The following is a 17,579-nucleotide window of genomic DNA, read 5'->3' on the forward strand; positions in this document are numbered from 1 at the left end:
GCATGTGTTAGGCCTGCCGCCAGCGTTCAATCTGAGCCATGATCAAACTCTTCAATTAAAAGTTTTTTGAATCCGAAGATTCAGCTCAATGAATACTGAATTGACTGTGTTCGACAAGTAAACTTGTCGCGTTGGTCACTCAGATAAATTGAGACTCTAAATTTTTGTGCTTCACCAGAAAACTGGCTTAGCTGTTAGAACTCAATCTGTACGAGTGCCCACACAGATGATTGCTTTAAATTGTTAAAGAACAGGTCGAACTTTCAAAGTTCGCCGCGATTCGTTTCGCGGTAGGGATGCGCATCTTACGTCATCCACATTTATTGTCAACACTTAGTTTGTTTTTTCTTTCGAAGTTTCAAACTCAGTTTTACTCGACTCAACTTTAACTTCGTACTTTGCTTTGCAGCGCCGTTGTCCGTCTCAGTGGGGTCGCATTATAGGGAGTAGAAAAAATTGCGCAAGCGCTTTTTTAAGGAAAAACACGAAAAACAGATCGTTCGAACAAAAAACGCGCTTAACGCGCGTTTTTTAGCAAATATCACTTGCAGACCAAGTGTAAAACCAGCATTTAGCTGACCGAAAAGACCCTTTTTAACTTCTGTTGGTACAATCCTTCTTGCACTAGCTCACTTTGCATTAAAGGATGAATACTCAGCCAGTCGTTATCAAAGCTTAATTCGAGAGTATCATTTTCACTACTTGCGAGCCTTAGTTCCGGCAATACATCATTTTGTCTTCTCATTGAAAGTACTACAGCAAGTCTGACTAAACGTGTGAGACGCTCTCCTAATAACGCATTGCAGCTCAGCTTATCAAATTGCGTTACTCTCAAATCCGCACGATGCCCTGCAGTAATAGCAACGATCAGTTGTTTCTCTGCTCGAGAAAAGCCAGGCATAGCGCTATGGGTAAGAATATAAGCACTGTGTTTATGGTAAAGCTTATAGTCGATGATCAACCCGATTTCATGTAAGCAAGCCACCGCTTGTAGCAAAGGTTTGATTTGCTCCATATCCAGTTGCCAAGTTTCGCTTACTTGTTCCGCAAGTGAAATACTGACTTCAGCAACCCGCTCCGCTTGCTGCTTATCGACATGATAACGCTCCATCAGACCATCCAAAGTGCGTTTACGAATATCCGCGGAATGGAGATCAGGGATCATACTATAGAGCACACCTTCTCGCAGAGCGCCACCTGCTAAGCCCATGTTCTGGATTTGCAGTGACTCAAACAGCGCGATGAGAATTGCCAACCCAGACACAAACACTAAACGTCGCTCTTCACTAAGCCCTGGTAAATCTAACGCGCTGATGGTGTCAAACTGACAAGCAGCGGCTTTAATCGCGTTTAATGTATTCAGGTCAAGCGTTTCACTTTGGCCTTGCGCAGCTTGAATTTCTTGAATAGCCTGAACCGTACCAGAGGCCCCAATTGCCAACTCCCAACCCATCTTGATGTACTCAGCACAAATAGGTGCAACCACCTGTTTGGCTTTCGCTATAGCAGTATCAAAATTTTGCTGGTTGAGTTTGCCATCTTTAAAGTAGCGTTCAAGATAGGTGACGCAGCCCATATTGAGGCTTTTATATAAGAGAGCATTAAAACCTTGCCCTATGACAACTTCAGTGCTGGCCCCACCAATGTCTATGACTAACTGTTTACCTCGGCAGGCAGAGGTGTGTGCCACCCCTTTATAAATGGTACAAGCTTCTTCTTCACCGCTTATCACATTAATCTTGTGATCTAGGATTTGCTCAGCCTTTACTTTGAAGACGTCGGCATTCTTAGCCAAACGCATTGTCGCTGTTGCAACGATATGAATATTTTGCTTTGGAATATCTTGTAAACGTTCAGCAAACAAAGCGAGACATTCCCATCCTCGCTCCATAGCTTCAACTGACAACACATTATGTTCGTCAAGCCCCGCAGCAAGGCGGACTTTACGTTTAACGCGACCAATGGTGTGTACACCGCCAGCAATATATTTAGCAATCAGCATATGAAAGCTGTTTGAACCTAAATCGATGACAGCAAAAATATTGTTTTGGGGAGTCGCTTGCGCCACTTATCAAAACCTCTAGCTACATACTACCTTTGCGGTCACTCAAGATGACCGCTGTCTTTGGTAACTACTATTTTGGCGACGTCCAGAACGTTGACGCGGTCCTTGAGAATAGTTCCGTTTTCTTTGCAAGTCTGGCGCGGTTAAATCATCCAGTAATGCACTTTTATCGTAATGCGATAAGGGTATCGGGTGGTCGATATAGGTTTCAATATCGTGCAGATTGTAGGCATATTGCTCACAGGCAAAACTAATTGCATGCCCTGATGCGCCAGCACGACCTGTACGACCGATACGATGCACATAATCCTCACAGTCATCAGGTAAGTCAAAGTTAAAGACATGACTTACGGCAGGAATGTGCAATCCCCGCGCGGCTACGTCGGTTGCCACTAAAAGATCTAAATCGCCTTTAGCAAATTGTGCCAAAATAGAAATACGTTTCTTTTGATTTACATCACCGGTTAGCAAACCAACTCGATGACCATCGGCTTTTAACCACGCATACACGTCTTCACAAGCTTGCTTGGTGTTAGCAAAAATAATCGCTTTCTCTGGCCATTCTTCTTCTATCAGCGTCAGTAATAAAGCAACTTTGTCTGATTGAGCTGGGTGAAATAGCTCTTCTTTAATTCGCTTCGCAGTTTTTAATTCTGGCTCAATCTGCACATGAATTGGGTTGTGCATATGCTCAAAGGCCAACTCTTGTACGCGATAAGACAACGTAGCCGAAAACAATAGGTTAACGCGCTCGCTGCGCTCAGGCATGCGATTAAAGAGATAACGAATGTCTTTGATAAAGCCTAAATCGAACATCCTGTCGGCTTCATCTAATACCACCACCTCAATTTCATTGAGGCTATATGCACCTTGTTTGTAGAAATCGATCAATCGGCCTGTAGTACCAATTAAAATATCCACTCCATTTTCAAACTGAGCGCGTTGTTTTTCGTAATCTTCGCCACCATATACTAAGCCAAGCTTAAGGTTGCAATGTGGCGCAATGATTTTGGCATCTTTGTGGATCTGAATCGCTAGCTCCCTTGTGGGTGCCATGATCAGGGCTCTTGGGTGCTTTCTGGTTGTCCCTTCTGTTTGCATCAAACGATGACAGGTGGCGGTCAAAAATGCCAAAGTTTTGCCTGTCCCAGTTTGGGCTTGACCTGCAATGTCACGCCCCTCACAGACAAAAGGTAAACACTTTGCTTGGATCGGCGTACAATATTCAAAGCCGTTCGCTGTTAATCCGGCGACCACTTCCGGGGCTAAAGCAAAGTCAGAAAATTTTTTATTGGTCAAATGTGTCTTAGTCATAGCAATTAAGCATAACGTTTAAACTTGCAATAAGAAACAAGAGTGTTTAAATACGCAGTAAATAATTCGCCAATTTTAACGGAGAGCGTAATGAGCGACAAAATTATTCAACTTAGTGACGACAGCTTTGAAACAGACGTATTAAAAGCTGACAAGCCTGTTCTTGTTGATTTTTGGGCAGAATGGTGTGGTCCTTGTAAAATGATCGCGCCAATTTTAGATGAAGTCGCTGAAGAATTTGCAGATAAAGTAACTATTGCCAAATTGAATATCGACCAAAACGCAGGCACACCACCTAAGTTTGGTATCCGTGGCATTCCAACTTTATTGTTGTTCAAAAACGGTGCTGTAGCGGCAACTAAAGTTGGTGCGTTGTCAAAGACTCAATTAGTTGAGTTCCTCAACAACAATATCTAACGTGTTGATTGGCCAAGTATAACTACTTGGCCACTTCCCTAGGTTGAGGAATTTCTACAAACTACCTAGATTAAACACTGGACGATCTCTATTCGACCTGCTAACTTATTAGTCCACTAGTCTTATTCAAACCAATTTCAACCCCTCTCGGCTTCATTCGAGATTAACGACTGAAATAAAGAACCCACCGATATGCATTTAAGCGAACTAAAACACAAGTCAATTAACGAGCTTGTTCATTTGGCTGAGTCAATGGGACTCGAAAACGTTGCGCGTCTACGTAAGCAAGACATCATCTTTGCAATTTTGAAAGCACATTCAAAAAGCGGCGAAAACATTTACGGCGACGGCGTACTCGAGATTTTGCAAGACGGCTTTGGCTTTTTACGCTCTTCAGAGGCGTCGTATCTTGCTGGCCCAGACGACATTTATGTGTCGCCGAGCCAAATCCGTCGCTTTAACTTACGTACTGGTGACACCATTTCTGGCCTGATTCGTCCACCAAAAGAAGGTGAACGGTATTTTGCCTTACTAAAAGTCAACGAAGTTAACTTTGATAAGCCAGAAATTTCTCGTACTAAGATCCTATTCGAAAACCTAACGCCTATCCATGCAAATGAACGTATGACCATGGAACGCGGTAACGGTAGTACTGAAGATATCACAGCACGTGTGCTGGATTTAGCTTCACCTATTGGTAAAGGTCAACGTGGTCTGATTGTAGCTCCGCCAAAAGCGGGTAAAACTATGCTGCTGCAAAACATCGCGCAATCAATTACTTCAAATAACCCTGACGCACAGTTAATCGTTTTACTTATCGATGAGCGCCCAGAAGAAGTTACAGAAATGCAGCGCCTAGTAAAAGGCGAAGTAATTGCGTCAACTTTCGACGAACCAGCTAGCCGCCACGTGCAAGTTGCTGAAATGGTTATCGAAAAAGCCAAACGTTTAGTTGAGCACAAGAAAGATGTTATCATCCTACTTGACTCAATCACCCGTTTAGCGCGTGCTTATAACACGGTTATTCCATCATCTGGTAAAGTACTCACTGGTGGTGTGGATGCAAACGCACTGCATAAACCCAAGCGTTTCTTTGGTGCCGCCCGTAACGTTGAAGAAGGTGGTAGCTTAACCATTATCGCTACTGCGCTTATCGACACTGGCTCGAAAATGGATGAAGTTATTTACGAAGAATTCAAGGGCACAGGTAACATGGAGCTGCACTTGAACCGTAAGATTGCGGAAAAACGCGTATTCCCTGCAATTGACTTTAACCGTTCAGGTACACGTCGCGAAGAATTACTCACCAAAGCAGACGAACTACAAAAGATGTGGATTTTGCGTAAGATTGTCCACGAAATGTCTGAAATCGATGCGATGGAATTCTTAATTGATAAACTTGCCATGAGCAAGACCAACGATGAATTCTTCGAGTTAATGCGCCGTAGCAAATAACTACCCGCCATTCTCGTCATCATTCCAAGGCCTGCAATCGCAGGCCTTTTGCTTATTTACCTAAGTAGTCTCGCTTGCTAGTCTCGGTAAAGGAGGCTAATTACTCCGCAACCCGTATTTTTGCATAAATGCAGCGCGCTCCTGTACAGAAGCCTGTTGCCACCAATATTCGAGCATAGTTGCCGCACTAGGTGGCATTGCAACCGGCGCGCGCGGCACAATATTATCATTATCTGCTAGGTTAGCTTGAACAGACTCAGTCGTTACCGCTACTGGCACTTGAGCAACTGGGGCTATTGGTGCAACTGCAGGGATTGGGGCTATACTCGGTGTGGCAATCACATTAAGCGCAAGCTGTTGGGCACTACTGGTATTTTTTAGTACGACAGCTGGCATTTTGGCAAACTGACGGGCAACTTTTACGTCATTTGGCCGGTTAAAAGTGACGATGTAATGACCTTCATCACTGATCGGCAGTGACACCCAAAACGGTTCAGATTCTACCACTTCGTGCTCATCGTAACCCAGCTCAAATAAGTCTGAATATTTCATTTTGACCACATGCTGGCCAGGGGCTAACTCTAGCTTCCTGATTTTATTGAAAAGTGAATGCTCAATTGGTGATGAGCCAACTTGTAGTGGTAAAAACTCTTCCTGAAATTCAATAGTGGCGGCAAATACATTACTACTAACCAAAAGACAGATTAAGCTGGTGATTTTGTTGATCATAGGCTGCTCCTTTTTCAACCCAGTGTGACAGCCATTTGAAAGTTTGTCATTAAGGATGGCAAATTTTGCAGCTACGTAGTTAAATTGACAAACAAGGCACACAAGGACCCGCATTATGAGTAACGAAACTATATTCGATAAAATCATTGCTAGACAGATCCCGGCAGACATTGTTTATGAAGATGAACTAAGCCTCGCATTTCGCGATATCAACCCCCAAGCGCCATTTCATGTATTAGTGATCCCTAAAACTGCGATAGCAACCATAAATGACATCAACGCCGATAATGCCCATTTAGTTGGCCATTTGTATGTGGTTGCCGCGAAGCTTGCCAAAGAATATGGTTTTGCAGAAGAAGGATATCGCGTAGTGATGAACTGCAATGAACACGGTGGCCAAACTGTTTACCACATTCACTTACACGTTTTGGCGGGTAAAGCCATGGGCTGGCCCCCCTATCAAGATAAGAAAAAAGTAGTAGTTTGAAAAAATCAATGTTAACAAGTGTAAACCATTTGGCTATCTGGAGATAGCCATTAACTACTTGTATAAAAAGGAATTAATCACCTCAATGTAACTTAATGTGACAATCTGCACTTCGATTTGGTACAAGTTATTGCAAATTTATCTAGAACATAATGCAAATTCTAATACAAAAGGCCGGAATCACATGTTAGGATTAGGCCAATTATAAATTTGAGTATCAACTGCAATGAGCTGTTCTGCCTTTCTCTTACTAGAAAAAGACCCAATCAACACTATCGGTATTAACGTGTTACAACCCTTGTTAAAAACGCAAGGGATTGATGTGACTTCAGGTACAGACATCGCGCTGGTACCAGAAGGTACTCGTTTGTTGTTTATTGAAACCGCGACAAATGATGCTTGGGGTAAGCTGAAAGAACACTTAGTTAATTTAAAAGTGAAATGTGACATCGTGTTATTCAATTTGGATGAAAATCCAGAGTTAGCCAATCGTGCGTTACTGAGCGGTATCCGAGGCGTATTTTATACTACAGATAATGCCGATGTGCTGATGAAAGGTATCCGCTTGCTAATGGAAAACCAGCTTTGGTATCGTCGTGAAATCATGTGTAACGTCCTGAACCGTATGCTGCAATTCAATAAAGATGCGTTGCATAAGCTTACAGAAGGCGATATTGAGCCGGTCAAATTAACCAAACGAGAAAAAGCCATTATCTCTTTAATGAGTAAAGGCGCGAAGAATAAAGAAATCGCAGATGCACTGAATATCAGTCCGCATACAGTAAAAACTCACCTTTATAGCGCGTTTCGTAAAACTAAGTGCCGTAACCGGATTGAGTTGCTTTCTTGGGCACAACAAAACATTCCTGACGAGATCCGCTAGTCTCGCACCATCGCCCAACCAGCAAGTGCAGTTGGGCGCTTTACTCGTGAACCGCAACCTTCTATGCTGTAGGCGACTAATAATAATTAACCACCACTATGTTCGACCCAAAAACGCTTTATGTTACCAGCGCTGTAATGGTTGCGCTGATGGCGCTCCTCAACACATTAACTTGGCGCGCAAACAAAAATACGCCCGGCACTTTGCTCTACATACTCTATCCCACGGTGTTATTTCTGGCCATTTTGGGCTTCGCATTACATAGCTATTTTGATAATTGGCGTGCCATTAGTAGCGCTAACATACTGATCTTAATAGCCTCTATTATCCATGTGCTGGCTATCTGCCAATTTTTAGATTTTCGTCAATGGCCGCTGCGGGCCTTTATTGTCACCACGGCCTTCCTCGCCACCTTACTTATCTACTTCACCTTTGTTCAGCCAGATCTCAGGGCAAGAATGATGGTTTCAGATTTACAGCACGTCATTGAAGCGAGCATTTTACTCTATCTTTTTATTCGCTTTGCTAAACCACAATATCCAAACGGCAGTATGGTTTATATCATTATCTTGCTGGTTATTGCGGTGATTTTTAGCGGACGTGCATTGTTTATGGGTGATGTGTCGTCTGACACTTTATTCAAGCAAAGTTGGTTTACCATTACCTTGTTTATTAACGGTGTCATTGCGCCGATGTTTTACACCACCGGCATGGCATTGCTATGTAATGAACGTCGTGAGCAGCATCTCAATAACCTCGCAGCAAAAGCGCAACAAGATTTGGAGATCCGAGGTTTATTCCTATCCACCGTAAGCCATGAGATCCGCACCCCACTTAACGGTATCTTAGGCAGTGCTCAACTTATTCTGAATCGCACTACCGACAACAAAAACAAAGCCTACTGTGAAGCCATCATTAATTCCGCTGAGTCATTAAACCTGTTGATAGATAAGGTGCTCGACTACGCCAGTTTAGAACAAGGCGACGAAGCACTGTATGAAGAAGATGTCGAGATTAAAAGCTGGCTCAATAACCTCTGCCTGCTGCTAAGCCCGCTGGCAGAGCAAAAACAGTTAAAGTTCGAGCTGGTTTATGAGCTGCCAGATCAAGCCTGTTATTACTGTGACCAACAAAAACTACGTCAGATCCTGATCAATTTAGTCGGCAATGCCATCAAGTTTACAGACCGCGGCTTTGTCAGAATTCAAGTTGTGTTAGAAAGCGCACAAGACATGATGCACATAGTGCGGTTTAGCGTACAAGACAGCGGCCCAGGAATTGAGCAAGATGACATCGCTTATTTAACCGAGCCTTATGTACAAAGCAACGCTGGTAAAATCAAAGGTGGCACTGGCCTTGGCTTAGCAATAACAGCTAGGTTATTGGAAAAACTTGGGAGTCAGCTTGAGATCAGCAGTGAACTGGGTCGAGGCAGCCAATTTAGTTTTGCAGTCAAATTGACCCAAGGTGAACTAAGCCTTGTAGAACAGCGCCATCAGAGCAAGCAATACGTTACGGGTCTCAATGTGCTACTCGTTGAAGATCTCGAATTGAACCAAAAAATCGCAATCGAGTTCATGGCCGCTGACGACCACAAGGTCAAGCTCGCCACCACAGGCCAACACGCTCTTGAGCTACTTAAGCAACATCATTTTGATGTGGTATTACTCGACATGAATTTACCCGATTTAACCGGGCAAGAAGTGTTGCGCGCACTAAAGCATCAAGAACATAAAAACAACCGCACACCATTCCTAGCCTTTACGGCAAGCCTCAGTCCAGATGAAGTCAAAGAGTATATCGCCCTTGGCATTAAAGACATTGTTGGAAAACCGATAAAACAAGAAAAGCTACGCCAAGCATTAAGTGACTCGCAATCAGCTCAAAAACCGCTGTTAAGCGTTGCCCTACCGGATGTGCTGTACGATGAAACGGCTGTAGGTAGCTTACAGATAAGCTTTAATGAAGATGAAGTGTCGTCAATTTATAATGAGTTTGTGCTCTCTGCCCGCAACAAGTTGATCCGTTCACAGCAACTCAGTAAAGAAGACCCTGAGCAGTGTATCAAGCTGCTCCACCGTCAAGCCAGCACTGCATTACAACTTGGGTTTAATCGCTTTGGCATGCTTTTAAAACGTATTGAGCGCCGAATGCTGGACCAAAAAGATTGCGAACAAGAACATACCCAAGCTCTGGTATTGTGGCAAGCCAGCCTCGAAGCTTATCTTGCCCATATTCGCCAGCAAACCTTGGGCTGATTAGGCTTGGACCGCTGATTATCGCGTCTGGTAGACAATTGTGTCCCTATCAGCCATGCTCAAACGCGAATTTAATAAAGACAGCACAAGAAAAATCGCACATCTGCGTAATACGTACTGTTCCAGATAAAATAACAAATAAAATTAGGATCTCAGCAATGAAACAGCTTAAATCCCCGCTCGCTGCAGCGATTTTCAGCGTACTTAGCGGTATCTCTTTCACAGCCTATGCAGACACCCCAGCGGCAGCTGAAACAATGAAAGTCAGTAAAGATACCAAAGACTGGGATGTGTTAAATCCACCGGGTGAGCGCCAAACGATAAAAATTGACACCAAAGAAACGACTTGGAGTAATTTAGACGTCAGCCCAGATGGCAAGCATGTGGTATTTGATATGCTAGGCGACCTGTACTTGTTGCCTATCAACGGCGGAAAAGCGACGGCTTTAACTGCGGATATGGCTTGGAACATTCAGCCTAAGTTTTCTCCCGATGGCAAACAAATCGCCTTTATCTCCGACCGTGACGGTGGCGATAATTTGTGGGTGATGGATATTGATGGCAGCAATTTAAAACAGATCTCTAAAGAAAAAAACCATATCGTTCATAACCCTGCTTGGTCGCCTGATGGTCAATATATCGCAGTAAAACAAGGCCAAGTTTCAGCACGTACCATCCCAGGCGGCTCTATTCGTATGTACCACATCAGCGGCGGCAAAGGTGTTGAAGTGCGTGAACGATTGCATGGTGACAAGTCACAGAAAAACGTTGCTGAACCGGCATTTTCAACTGACGGCAAGAAAATCTTTTACTCAGTCGATGCCACACCGGGCGTACGTTGGGACTACAACAAAAATGCCCTCGATGCGGTATTTGAAATTCGCAGCTGGGACCTGACCACAGGTGAGGAAGAAACCGTGATCCGTGGTGCTGGCGGCGCAATTCGCCCAACGCCAAGCCCAGATGGTAAAGCCATTGCTTATGTCAAACGTGAAGACAATGGTAAAGGATTGGAAAGCGCTATTTATATTAAAGATTTAAAATCAGGTATTGAATCTCATATTTACACTGGCTTAGACCGCGATCTCCAAGAAACCAATGGTGCCCACGGCAATACACCGGCTATCGCTTTTACGCCGGATGGCAAATCATTGGTGTTTTGGAGTAAAGGTACTTTCCATCGCGTCGATATCGCCTCGAAGAAGGTCTCTGGCATCGTTGCCCATGTGGTGGCAGAAAAACAGATCACCCCAGCACTGCGCTTTGCCGTCGATGTCGCACCTGATACTTTTAAGGTAAAACTGGCACGCTGGTCACAACTTTCTCCAGATGGTCAAACCGCGTTATTCCAAGCACTTGGATATTTGTATAGTAAAGACGTTAAGTCGGGCAAGGTACGCCGCCTTACCTCTCAAACCGATCATTTCGAGTTTTATCCTAGCTTCTCGCGTGACGGCAAGTCTGTGGTATACACCACATGGAACGACCAACAACTCGGCAGCGTACGTATTGTTTCAGCTAAGGGCGGTAAAGGAAAAGTCATTAGCCAAGATCCAGGCCACTACATCACACCTAGTTTTTCTCCTGATGGACAAAGTGTGCTGTATAAGAAAGTCACTGGGGGCTATTTACTCAATGGCGACTGGTCTATGGAGCCGGGTATTTATCTCACTGATAGCAAAGGCAAACAGCACAAACGACTCGTTAAAGATGGCAACAATCCGCACTTTGGCAACGACCCAGAGCGAGTGTTTTTTACCACAGGTAGTGGTGACACTGGATTAGAATTGAAATCCGTTAACCTCTCTGGTCTCGAAGCGCGTAGTCATTTCAAAGGCGATTATATTTTTGATTTTCGCGTCTCACCAGACGGGAAATACGTCGCCTTTATTGAGAACTTCAATACCTTTGTAGCCCCTTTTACCCACACAGGTAAAACGCTCTCGATTAATAAAGGCACGACTAACTTCCCTGTCCAACAAGTCTCAAAATACTCTGGTGACTTCTTAAATTGGCGCCAGGATAGTAGCGCGGTCACTTGGGCATTTGGCCCAACTTTGTATCAACGCAAACTAACCGATACGTTTGCATTTCTCGGTGATACCGAAGTAAACAAAGAATTGACCGCCGATGGTATAGATTTGAGCTTTACCCAAACCAGCGATAAGCCAACAGGGCAGCTGGCGTTAGTCGGTGGCAAAATAGTCACGATGCGTGATGCTGAGCAACAGCAAGAAGTCATCGAAGATGGCGTTATCCTTATCGAACATAACCGTATCGTCGCTGTGGGCACACGAGCGCAAGTGAGTATTCCTAAAGGGGCAAAAGTCATTGATATTCAGGGTAAAACTGTTATCCCTGGCTTGATTGACGCACATGCTCACGGTAGTTATGGTAGCCACAATTTACAACCACAACAAAACTGGAATCAATACTCCAACTTAAGCTTTGGTGTGACCACGATTCATGATCCCTCCAACGATTCTAATGAAGTCTTCTCTATGGCTGAACTAGCCAAAGCGGGTTTAACTGTATCACCACGAATTTACTCGGTCGGCCGCATTTTATATGCCGGTGAGGCACCAGGTTATAAAACCCCTATCGACAATTTGGCTGATGCCGAATTCCACGTTAAACGCCTCAAAGATGCTGGTGCTATTTCCGTTAAGAGCTACAACCACCCCCGCCGCGACACTCGCCAACAAGTGCTCACAGCTGCACGTAATATGGAGATCATGGTCGTCCCTGAGGGTGGCGCTAAGTATCAACATAATATGAACATGATAGTTGACGGTCACACTGGTCTTGAACACTCATTGCCAATTGCCAACATCTATAGCGATGTGAAGCAAATGTGGGGTCAAACTGAGGTTGGCTTTACTCCGACTTTTGTCGTCGCATACGGCGGATTGAAAGGCGAAAACTACTGGTATCACCATACCAATGTTTGGGAAAATAAACGCCTGATGAGCTTTGTGCCTGAATATGTAGTGAAACCTATGTCTATTCGCCCACCTATGGCACCTGAAAGTCATTACAACCATTTCGATGTTGCCAAAGCCGCAAAACAGCTACGTGAACAAGGTGTTACTGTACATATTGGTGCACATGGCCAACGCGAAGGCTTAGCCGCGCATTGGGAGCTATGGTCTATGGTGCATGGTGGCTTTAGTAACTGGCAAGCGCTACGCAGTGGAACCATTGACGGCGCACGTTATTTAGGTATGGATAAAGATCTCGGTACCATTGAAGCTGGTAAACTCGCCGACTTAGCCATTATTGACGGCGATGTGCTAAACAATATCCGCGACTCTGAACGCGTTGCTTATACAGTGATCAATGGTCGCATTTATGATGCCGCAACCATGAACGAGGTCGGCAATTATAACCGCCCACGCGCACCATTCTTCTTTGAAGCAGGACATCAAACTCAGATGCCAGCACAAACAGCAACCTATATGGAAGAAAAAGCCCACAAATATCATTGGAAACACTAATCTTACACTGACCACAGCCTAGCTGTGGTCAGCCACTCACTGTTTGATTTTTCACCTCGATTTTCCCAAATTCTCAACTACACTCAGAAGCAAAGTCTTTGGCTGTAGATACAACTCCCAGCTTAAAACCTAGTTTGGGCGCTCGTAGCTAAGCACCCTTCCGTGCTCTATACCCACAGTACTTAGAGTTGCAGGTAGACAGTAAGTAAGCGACCCCTTACTCGCAGAGATATGCGATTTGACGAGGGGGAGAGAACACAGCCAACACCGCTGCAACTTCAAGTAGAAAGGGTATATCACAAATTAGTGCTGTAATTATTTAGAAAGGCACGGATTGTCCGTGCTGGTTAAAAGGACATTTTTTATGGCTCATACAAACATGTCACCAACCGGATTATTTGCGTCCCTCAATTTAGCAAAAAAGCTCATTATCGCATTTCTGTTAGTTGCGTTACTGCCTATGGCAATTGTGATTACCCTTGCTCTTTATGAGTCCAGCCAAGCCATGAAAAAGCAAGTGTATGATCAATTAACGGCGGTAAGCGAAATCAAGCGCAGCGCTGTTAAACGCCATTTTGACGGGATAAAAGATAAACTCTACGCCTTGGCCAGTAATCCTTACATTGAGCAGGCTGCGCTCGACTTTAGGGTGGCATTTGACAACGTGACCAGTGAAAGCGATACCGCAAGCTTGGAAAAGTTTTATCAGCAACAATTTGCTCGTCATTATCAACAGGAAAATGCTTCGGTAGCACCACCAATAGACATCAAAGCTTACCCTAGCGTGACACAAGCACTACAAACGCGATTTATTGCTGACAATCCCCACCCTATTAGCGAAAAAATAAAATTAAGCGATAGCAATACTGGTGATCAGTACGATTCTGTTCACGCACAATACCATAGTTACTTTGCCGAAATAGCCAAGTCATATGGTTTTTATGACATTTTTATCGTCGACAATCGCTCACAATACGTGATCTATAGCGTATACAAAGAGGTCGATTTTGCTACATCTTTATCTGATGGTCCTTTTGCCAAAAGTAACCTAAGCGCTGTTTTTCAGCAGTCGCGAACACTAACGCAAGCCACTGACTATAGTTTTGCCGATTATGCCAAGTATTTGCCTTCGTATGATGCCCCTACAAGTTTTATTGCCGCGCCAATTACAGTCGAAGGGCAAATGGTAGCCAGTTTAGTTATTCAATTACCAATAAAAGCACTCAACGCCATCATGACTGAGCGTGAAGGATTAGGCGAAACCGGTGAAACCTATTTAGTCGGACCAGATGGGTTAATGCGGTCTGACTCTTATCTCGACCCGACCAAACACTCGGTCAAGGCCTCATTTAGAAACCCCCAACAAGGGAAAATAGACACTCTAGCTTTTCATCTTAGCCAACAAGGGCAAAGCGGTGCACAAATCATTGCCGACTATAATGGTAACCCTGTGTTATCCGCATTTAAGCCCATAGATGTCTTGGGTGTACGTTGGTCGCTGATGGCAGAGATTGACGAGCAAGAAGCCTTTGCCGCGGTCACAAACCTAACCTACCTACTGTTACTAACCTTAGCTATCACAGCTGGAGTATTAGTCATCATTGCCTACTTGTTCGCTAAACGCCTCGTTAGCCCAGTACACGCATTAGTAAAGACGATGCAAGAAGTTGAGCAACAGGGTGACTTCTCACTACGCGCAGAAGTATTAAGTGGCGATGAAATCGGCCATTCCGCTATTGCTTTTAATACTCTCTTACACGCATTGCAAAGCTCTATCCGAGAAACCAATCATGTCATGCATAAAATGGCTAATGGCGAATTTTCTAGCCGTATTTCGGTCAATTGCCAAGGTGAATTAAACACCTTAAAACAGGCCACCAACCACTGTGCTGAATCTTTAGAGCTAGCAATGCATGAAATCAACCAAGTTATGACTGCAGTTGCCAACGGTCAGTTTGACCGCCCTATCACCCGTCACTTGGAAGGCGATTTAGGTAAACTGAAAGACAATGTCAATACGTCCGTGGCGACTTTAGATGTAACGGTGAGCAATATTGTCTCTGTCATGGCAGACTTAGAAAAAGGCCAATTCCAACGCCAAGTAGATTGCAAAGCACAAGGGCAATTCGCCAAGCTTAAGGACAGCGTGAATAACTCTGTAAATAGCTTACGCTTGGCCATTGACGACATTGCCAATGTGATGTCGGCTATTCGAGAGGGTGATTTTTCGCGGCAAATTCAAAGCCCTCTGAAGGGTCAACTTGACTCTCTTAAGCAAGATATTAATAACAGCGTAGCGGATTTGAGCACCATAATCAGCGATATCAGTAGCGTTATGGCCGCAGTTAATAATGGTGATTACAAACAAACTGTGAGCTGCCACGCCAATGGTCAGCTAGCACAATTAAAAAACGACATAAATTTCTCTATTAAAGCGCTTGATGGTGCGATAGGTGAGGTCTCTTCTGTGATGATGGCCATCAGTCATGGACGATTTGACCGTACCATCCAAGCTCCGTTAAAGGGGCAGTTGGATAATCTCAAGCAAGATATAAATCGCACCGTTATGTCGCTCGATGAAGTGATTGGCGAGCTTGCAAATGTTATGGCAGCGATGCGTGCTGGTGATTTCTCCAAACGTATTAATTCGCAATTACAAGGTCAACTTGCGACTATGCAGCGCGATGTCAACGCTGCCAGTAGTGATATAGCCACCGCGATAGATGCAATGAAAATGGTCCTGAACGCACTTGCGAACGGTGACCTAACACAAAAAGTTGCAGGCCAGTACCAAGGAGTATTCCAAACGCTGCAAACTGACGTTAACCGCACCATAGATAAACTAACAGAAGTGATCGGAGAAATTCAAAGCGCCGCAGGCATCGTATCACAAAGTGCGGAAGAGATAGCACAAAGCAATACGGAAATTAGCCAACGTACCGAAGAGCAAGCGGCTAATCTAGAAGAAGCCAGTGCCAGCACAGGTCACATGTTAGAGGAAATCACCGAAGTAGCAACACAAAGTGGTCATGCTGTTACGCTATCAAATAATGCCAAAAGTATCGCAGAGGAAGGTGGTCAACTTTCAAGTGACACGGTCACCGCCATCTTAGATGTGAATCGAGCCAGCAAAGACATTAATGAAATTGTCTCGGTTATCGATGCGCTTGCGTTCCAAACTAACTTACTTGCGCTTAACGCAGCTGTTGAAGCGGCAAGAGCGGGTGAGCATGGCAGAGGTTTTGCGGTAGTTGCCAATGAGGTGCGCGAATTGGCCAGTCGCTCAGCAGTTTCAGCTAAACAGATCAAAACCATCATTGCCAACAGTAATCAAAAGGTTGCCCAAGGGACTGAAATGGCAAATCAATCCGGCATTAAACTGAACCAAATTGTCGATGCCGTCAGCGCGGTTAATGCCAGCATAGTTAAAATTAACCACAGTACACTCTCCCAGCAACAAGCAATCCGAGAGGTCGATTCTGTGGTGCAACGCCTATCAACTATTGTGCAAGAGAATTCTGCCGTAACCGAGGAAACCATGGCAGCGGCAAGACAAATGTCTGAGCAAGCAACCCAGATGCGCAATCAATTAGGCTATTTTCGCACTCAAGATTCAGCTCATGAGGGCGGAGGAATCTCAACCCTACTCATTCACCGTTACAATATATAAATTGCTTTGCACTTAGCTCGTTAATTAGCTTCAGAGAAAAAGAAAAGGCCGCCTAAGCGACCTTTTCCTCATCTTTCAATAACCTAAGTTATTAGGTAATGATTGATGCTACAACACTCTCTTGCTGTACTGGTAGCCACGCTATGGTAGCCACGCTAGGACGACTTCGCGAAACGTAGACCTTCGTCCATTGTGATATTGAGAGTGGCAGATTAGCTCGACAGTCCATCGCTCACTATACTTTTGCGCTGTGTCAAAAATGAAAAAAACCGCCTAAGCGACCTTTTCCTCATCTTTCAATAACCTAAGTTATTAAGCGATGATTGATGCTACAACACAGCACTTACTGTGCTGGTTGCCACGCAATGGTAGCCACGCAAGGCCACTTTCACAGATCGCGAAACGTAGACCTTCGTCCATTGTGATATTGAGAGTGGCAAATTAGCTCGACAGTCCATCGCTCACTATACTTTTGCGCTGTGTCAAAAATGAAAAAGGCCGCCTAAGCGACCTTTTCCTCATCTTTCAATAACCTAAGTTATTAAGCGATGATTGATGCTACAACACAGCACTTACTGTGCTGGTTGCCACGCAAGGCCACCTTCACGGATCGCGAAACGTAGACCTTCGTCCATTGTGATATTGAGAGTGGCAAATTAGCTCGACAGTCCATCGCTCACTATACTTTTGCACTGTGTCAGAAATGAAAAAGGCCGCCTAAGCGACCTTTTTCTCATCTTTCAATAACCTAAGTTATTAAGCGATGATTGATGCTACAACACCAGCACCTACTGTACGGCCACC

The 17,579-nt window shown here is 44.4% G+C and carries 10 protein-coding genes; 7 read left to right on the forward strand and 3 right to left on the reverse strand.

Annotated elements, in window-relative coordinates; translation table 11 throughout:
• Window positions 1-571: 571 nt before the first annotated feature.
• Both gppA and rhlB read right to left on the reverse strand, forming a co-directional pair.
• Window positions 572-2,068 carry a guanosine-5'-triphosphate,3'-diphosphate diphosphatase gene (gppA, locus tag ACFOEE_RS19090; protein WP_377128233.1) on the reverse strand — a complete coding sequence of 499 codons (1,497 nt, stop codon included), beginning with the start codon at window positions 2,066-2,068 and terminating at the stop codon, window positions 572-574.
• 39 nt (window positions 2,069-2,107) lie between these two features.
• The gene (gene rhlB, locus ACFOEE_RS19095; protein ID WP_377128236.1) at window positions 2,108-3,379 is read right to left on the reverse strand and encodes an ATP-dependent RNA helicase RhlB; all 1,272 of its coding nucleotides are present in this window, start codon (window positions 3,377-3,379) and stop codon (window positions 2,108-2,110) included.
• Between the two features lie 90 nt (window positions 3,380-3,469).
• Between rhlB and trxA the strand changes: the two genes are divergently transcribed.
• Both trxA and rho read left to right on the forward strand, forming a co-directional pair.
• On the forward strand, window positions 3,470-3,796 hold the full coding sequence (gene trxA / locus ACFOEE_RS19100) for a thioredoxin TrxA (protein ID WP_377128239.1): 327 nt from the start codon (window positions 3,470-3,472) through the stop codon (window positions 3,794-3,796).
• Between the two features lie 192 nt (window positions 3,797-3,988).
• The gene (gene rho / locus ACFOEE_RS19105; RefSeq protein WP_377128242.1) at window positions 3,989-5,251 is read left to right on the forward strand and encodes a transcription termination factor Rho; all 1,263 of its coding nucleotides are present in this window, start codon (window positions 3,989-3,991) and stop codon (window positions 5,249-5,251) included.
• 96 nt (window positions 5,252-5,347) lie between these two features.
• On the opposite strand, the gene ACFOEE_RS19110 is transcribed toward rho, so the two are convergent.
• The gene (locus ACFOEE_RS19110; protein WP_377128245.1) at window positions 5,348-5,980 is read right to left on the reverse strand and encodes a DUF2057 family protein; all 633 of its coding nucleotides are present in this window, start codon (window positions 5,978-5,980) and stop codon (window positions 5,348-5,350) included.
• A 115-nt stretch (window positions 5,981-6,095) separates the two neighbouring features.
• Between ACFOEE_RS19110 and ACFOEE_RS19115 the strand changes: the two genes are divergently transcribed.
• The 5 genes from ACFOEE_RS19115 (at window position 6,096) to ACFOEE_RS19135 (ending at window position 16,775) form a co-directional block, all read left to right on the forward strand.
• Entirely contained in the window at window positions 6,096-6,467 is a 372-nt protein-coding gene (locus tag ACFOEE_RS19115; protein WP_377128248.1) for a histidine triad nucleotide-binding protein, read from the forward strand.
• A 226-nt stretch (window positions 6,468-6,693) separates the two neighbouring features.
• A complete protein-coding gene (locus ACFOEE_RS19120) occupies window positions 6,694-7,350 on the forward strand; it encodes a helix-turn-helix transcriptional regulator (RefSeq protein WP_377128251.1) in 657 nt (218 codons plus the stop codon).
• Between the two features lie 98 nt (window positions 7,351-7,448).
• Window positions 7,449-9,608, forward strand: a complete 2,160-nt coding sequence (locus ACFOEE_RS19125; protein WP_377128253.1) for an ATP-binding protein — start codon at window positions 7,449-7,451, stop codon at window positions 9,606-9,608.
• A 158-nt stretch (window positions 9,609-9,766) separates the two neighbouring features.
• On the forward strand, window positions 9,767-13,105 hold the full coding sequence (locus ACFOEE_RS19130) for an amidohydrolase family protein (RefSeq protein ID WP_377128256.1): 3,339 nt from the start codon (window positions 9,767-9,769) through the stop codon (window positions 13,103-13,105).
• Between the two features lie 364 nt (window positions 13,106-13,469).
• Window positions 13,470-16,775: a methyl-accepting chemotaxis protein gene (locus tag ACFOEE_RS19135; RefSeq protein WP_377128259.1), complete on the forward strand. Its 3,306-nt coding sequence runs from the start codon at window positions 13,470-13,472 to the stop codon at window positions 16,773-16,775.
• The last annotated feature ends 804 nt before the right edge of the window (window positions 16,776-17,579 follow it).

Source organism: Pseudoalteromonas fenneropenaei (assembly GCF_042643375.1).
Lineage (GTDB): Bacteria > Pseudomonadota > Gammaproteobacteria > Enterobacterales > Alteromonadaceae > Pseudoalteromonas > Pseudoalteromonas fenneropenaei.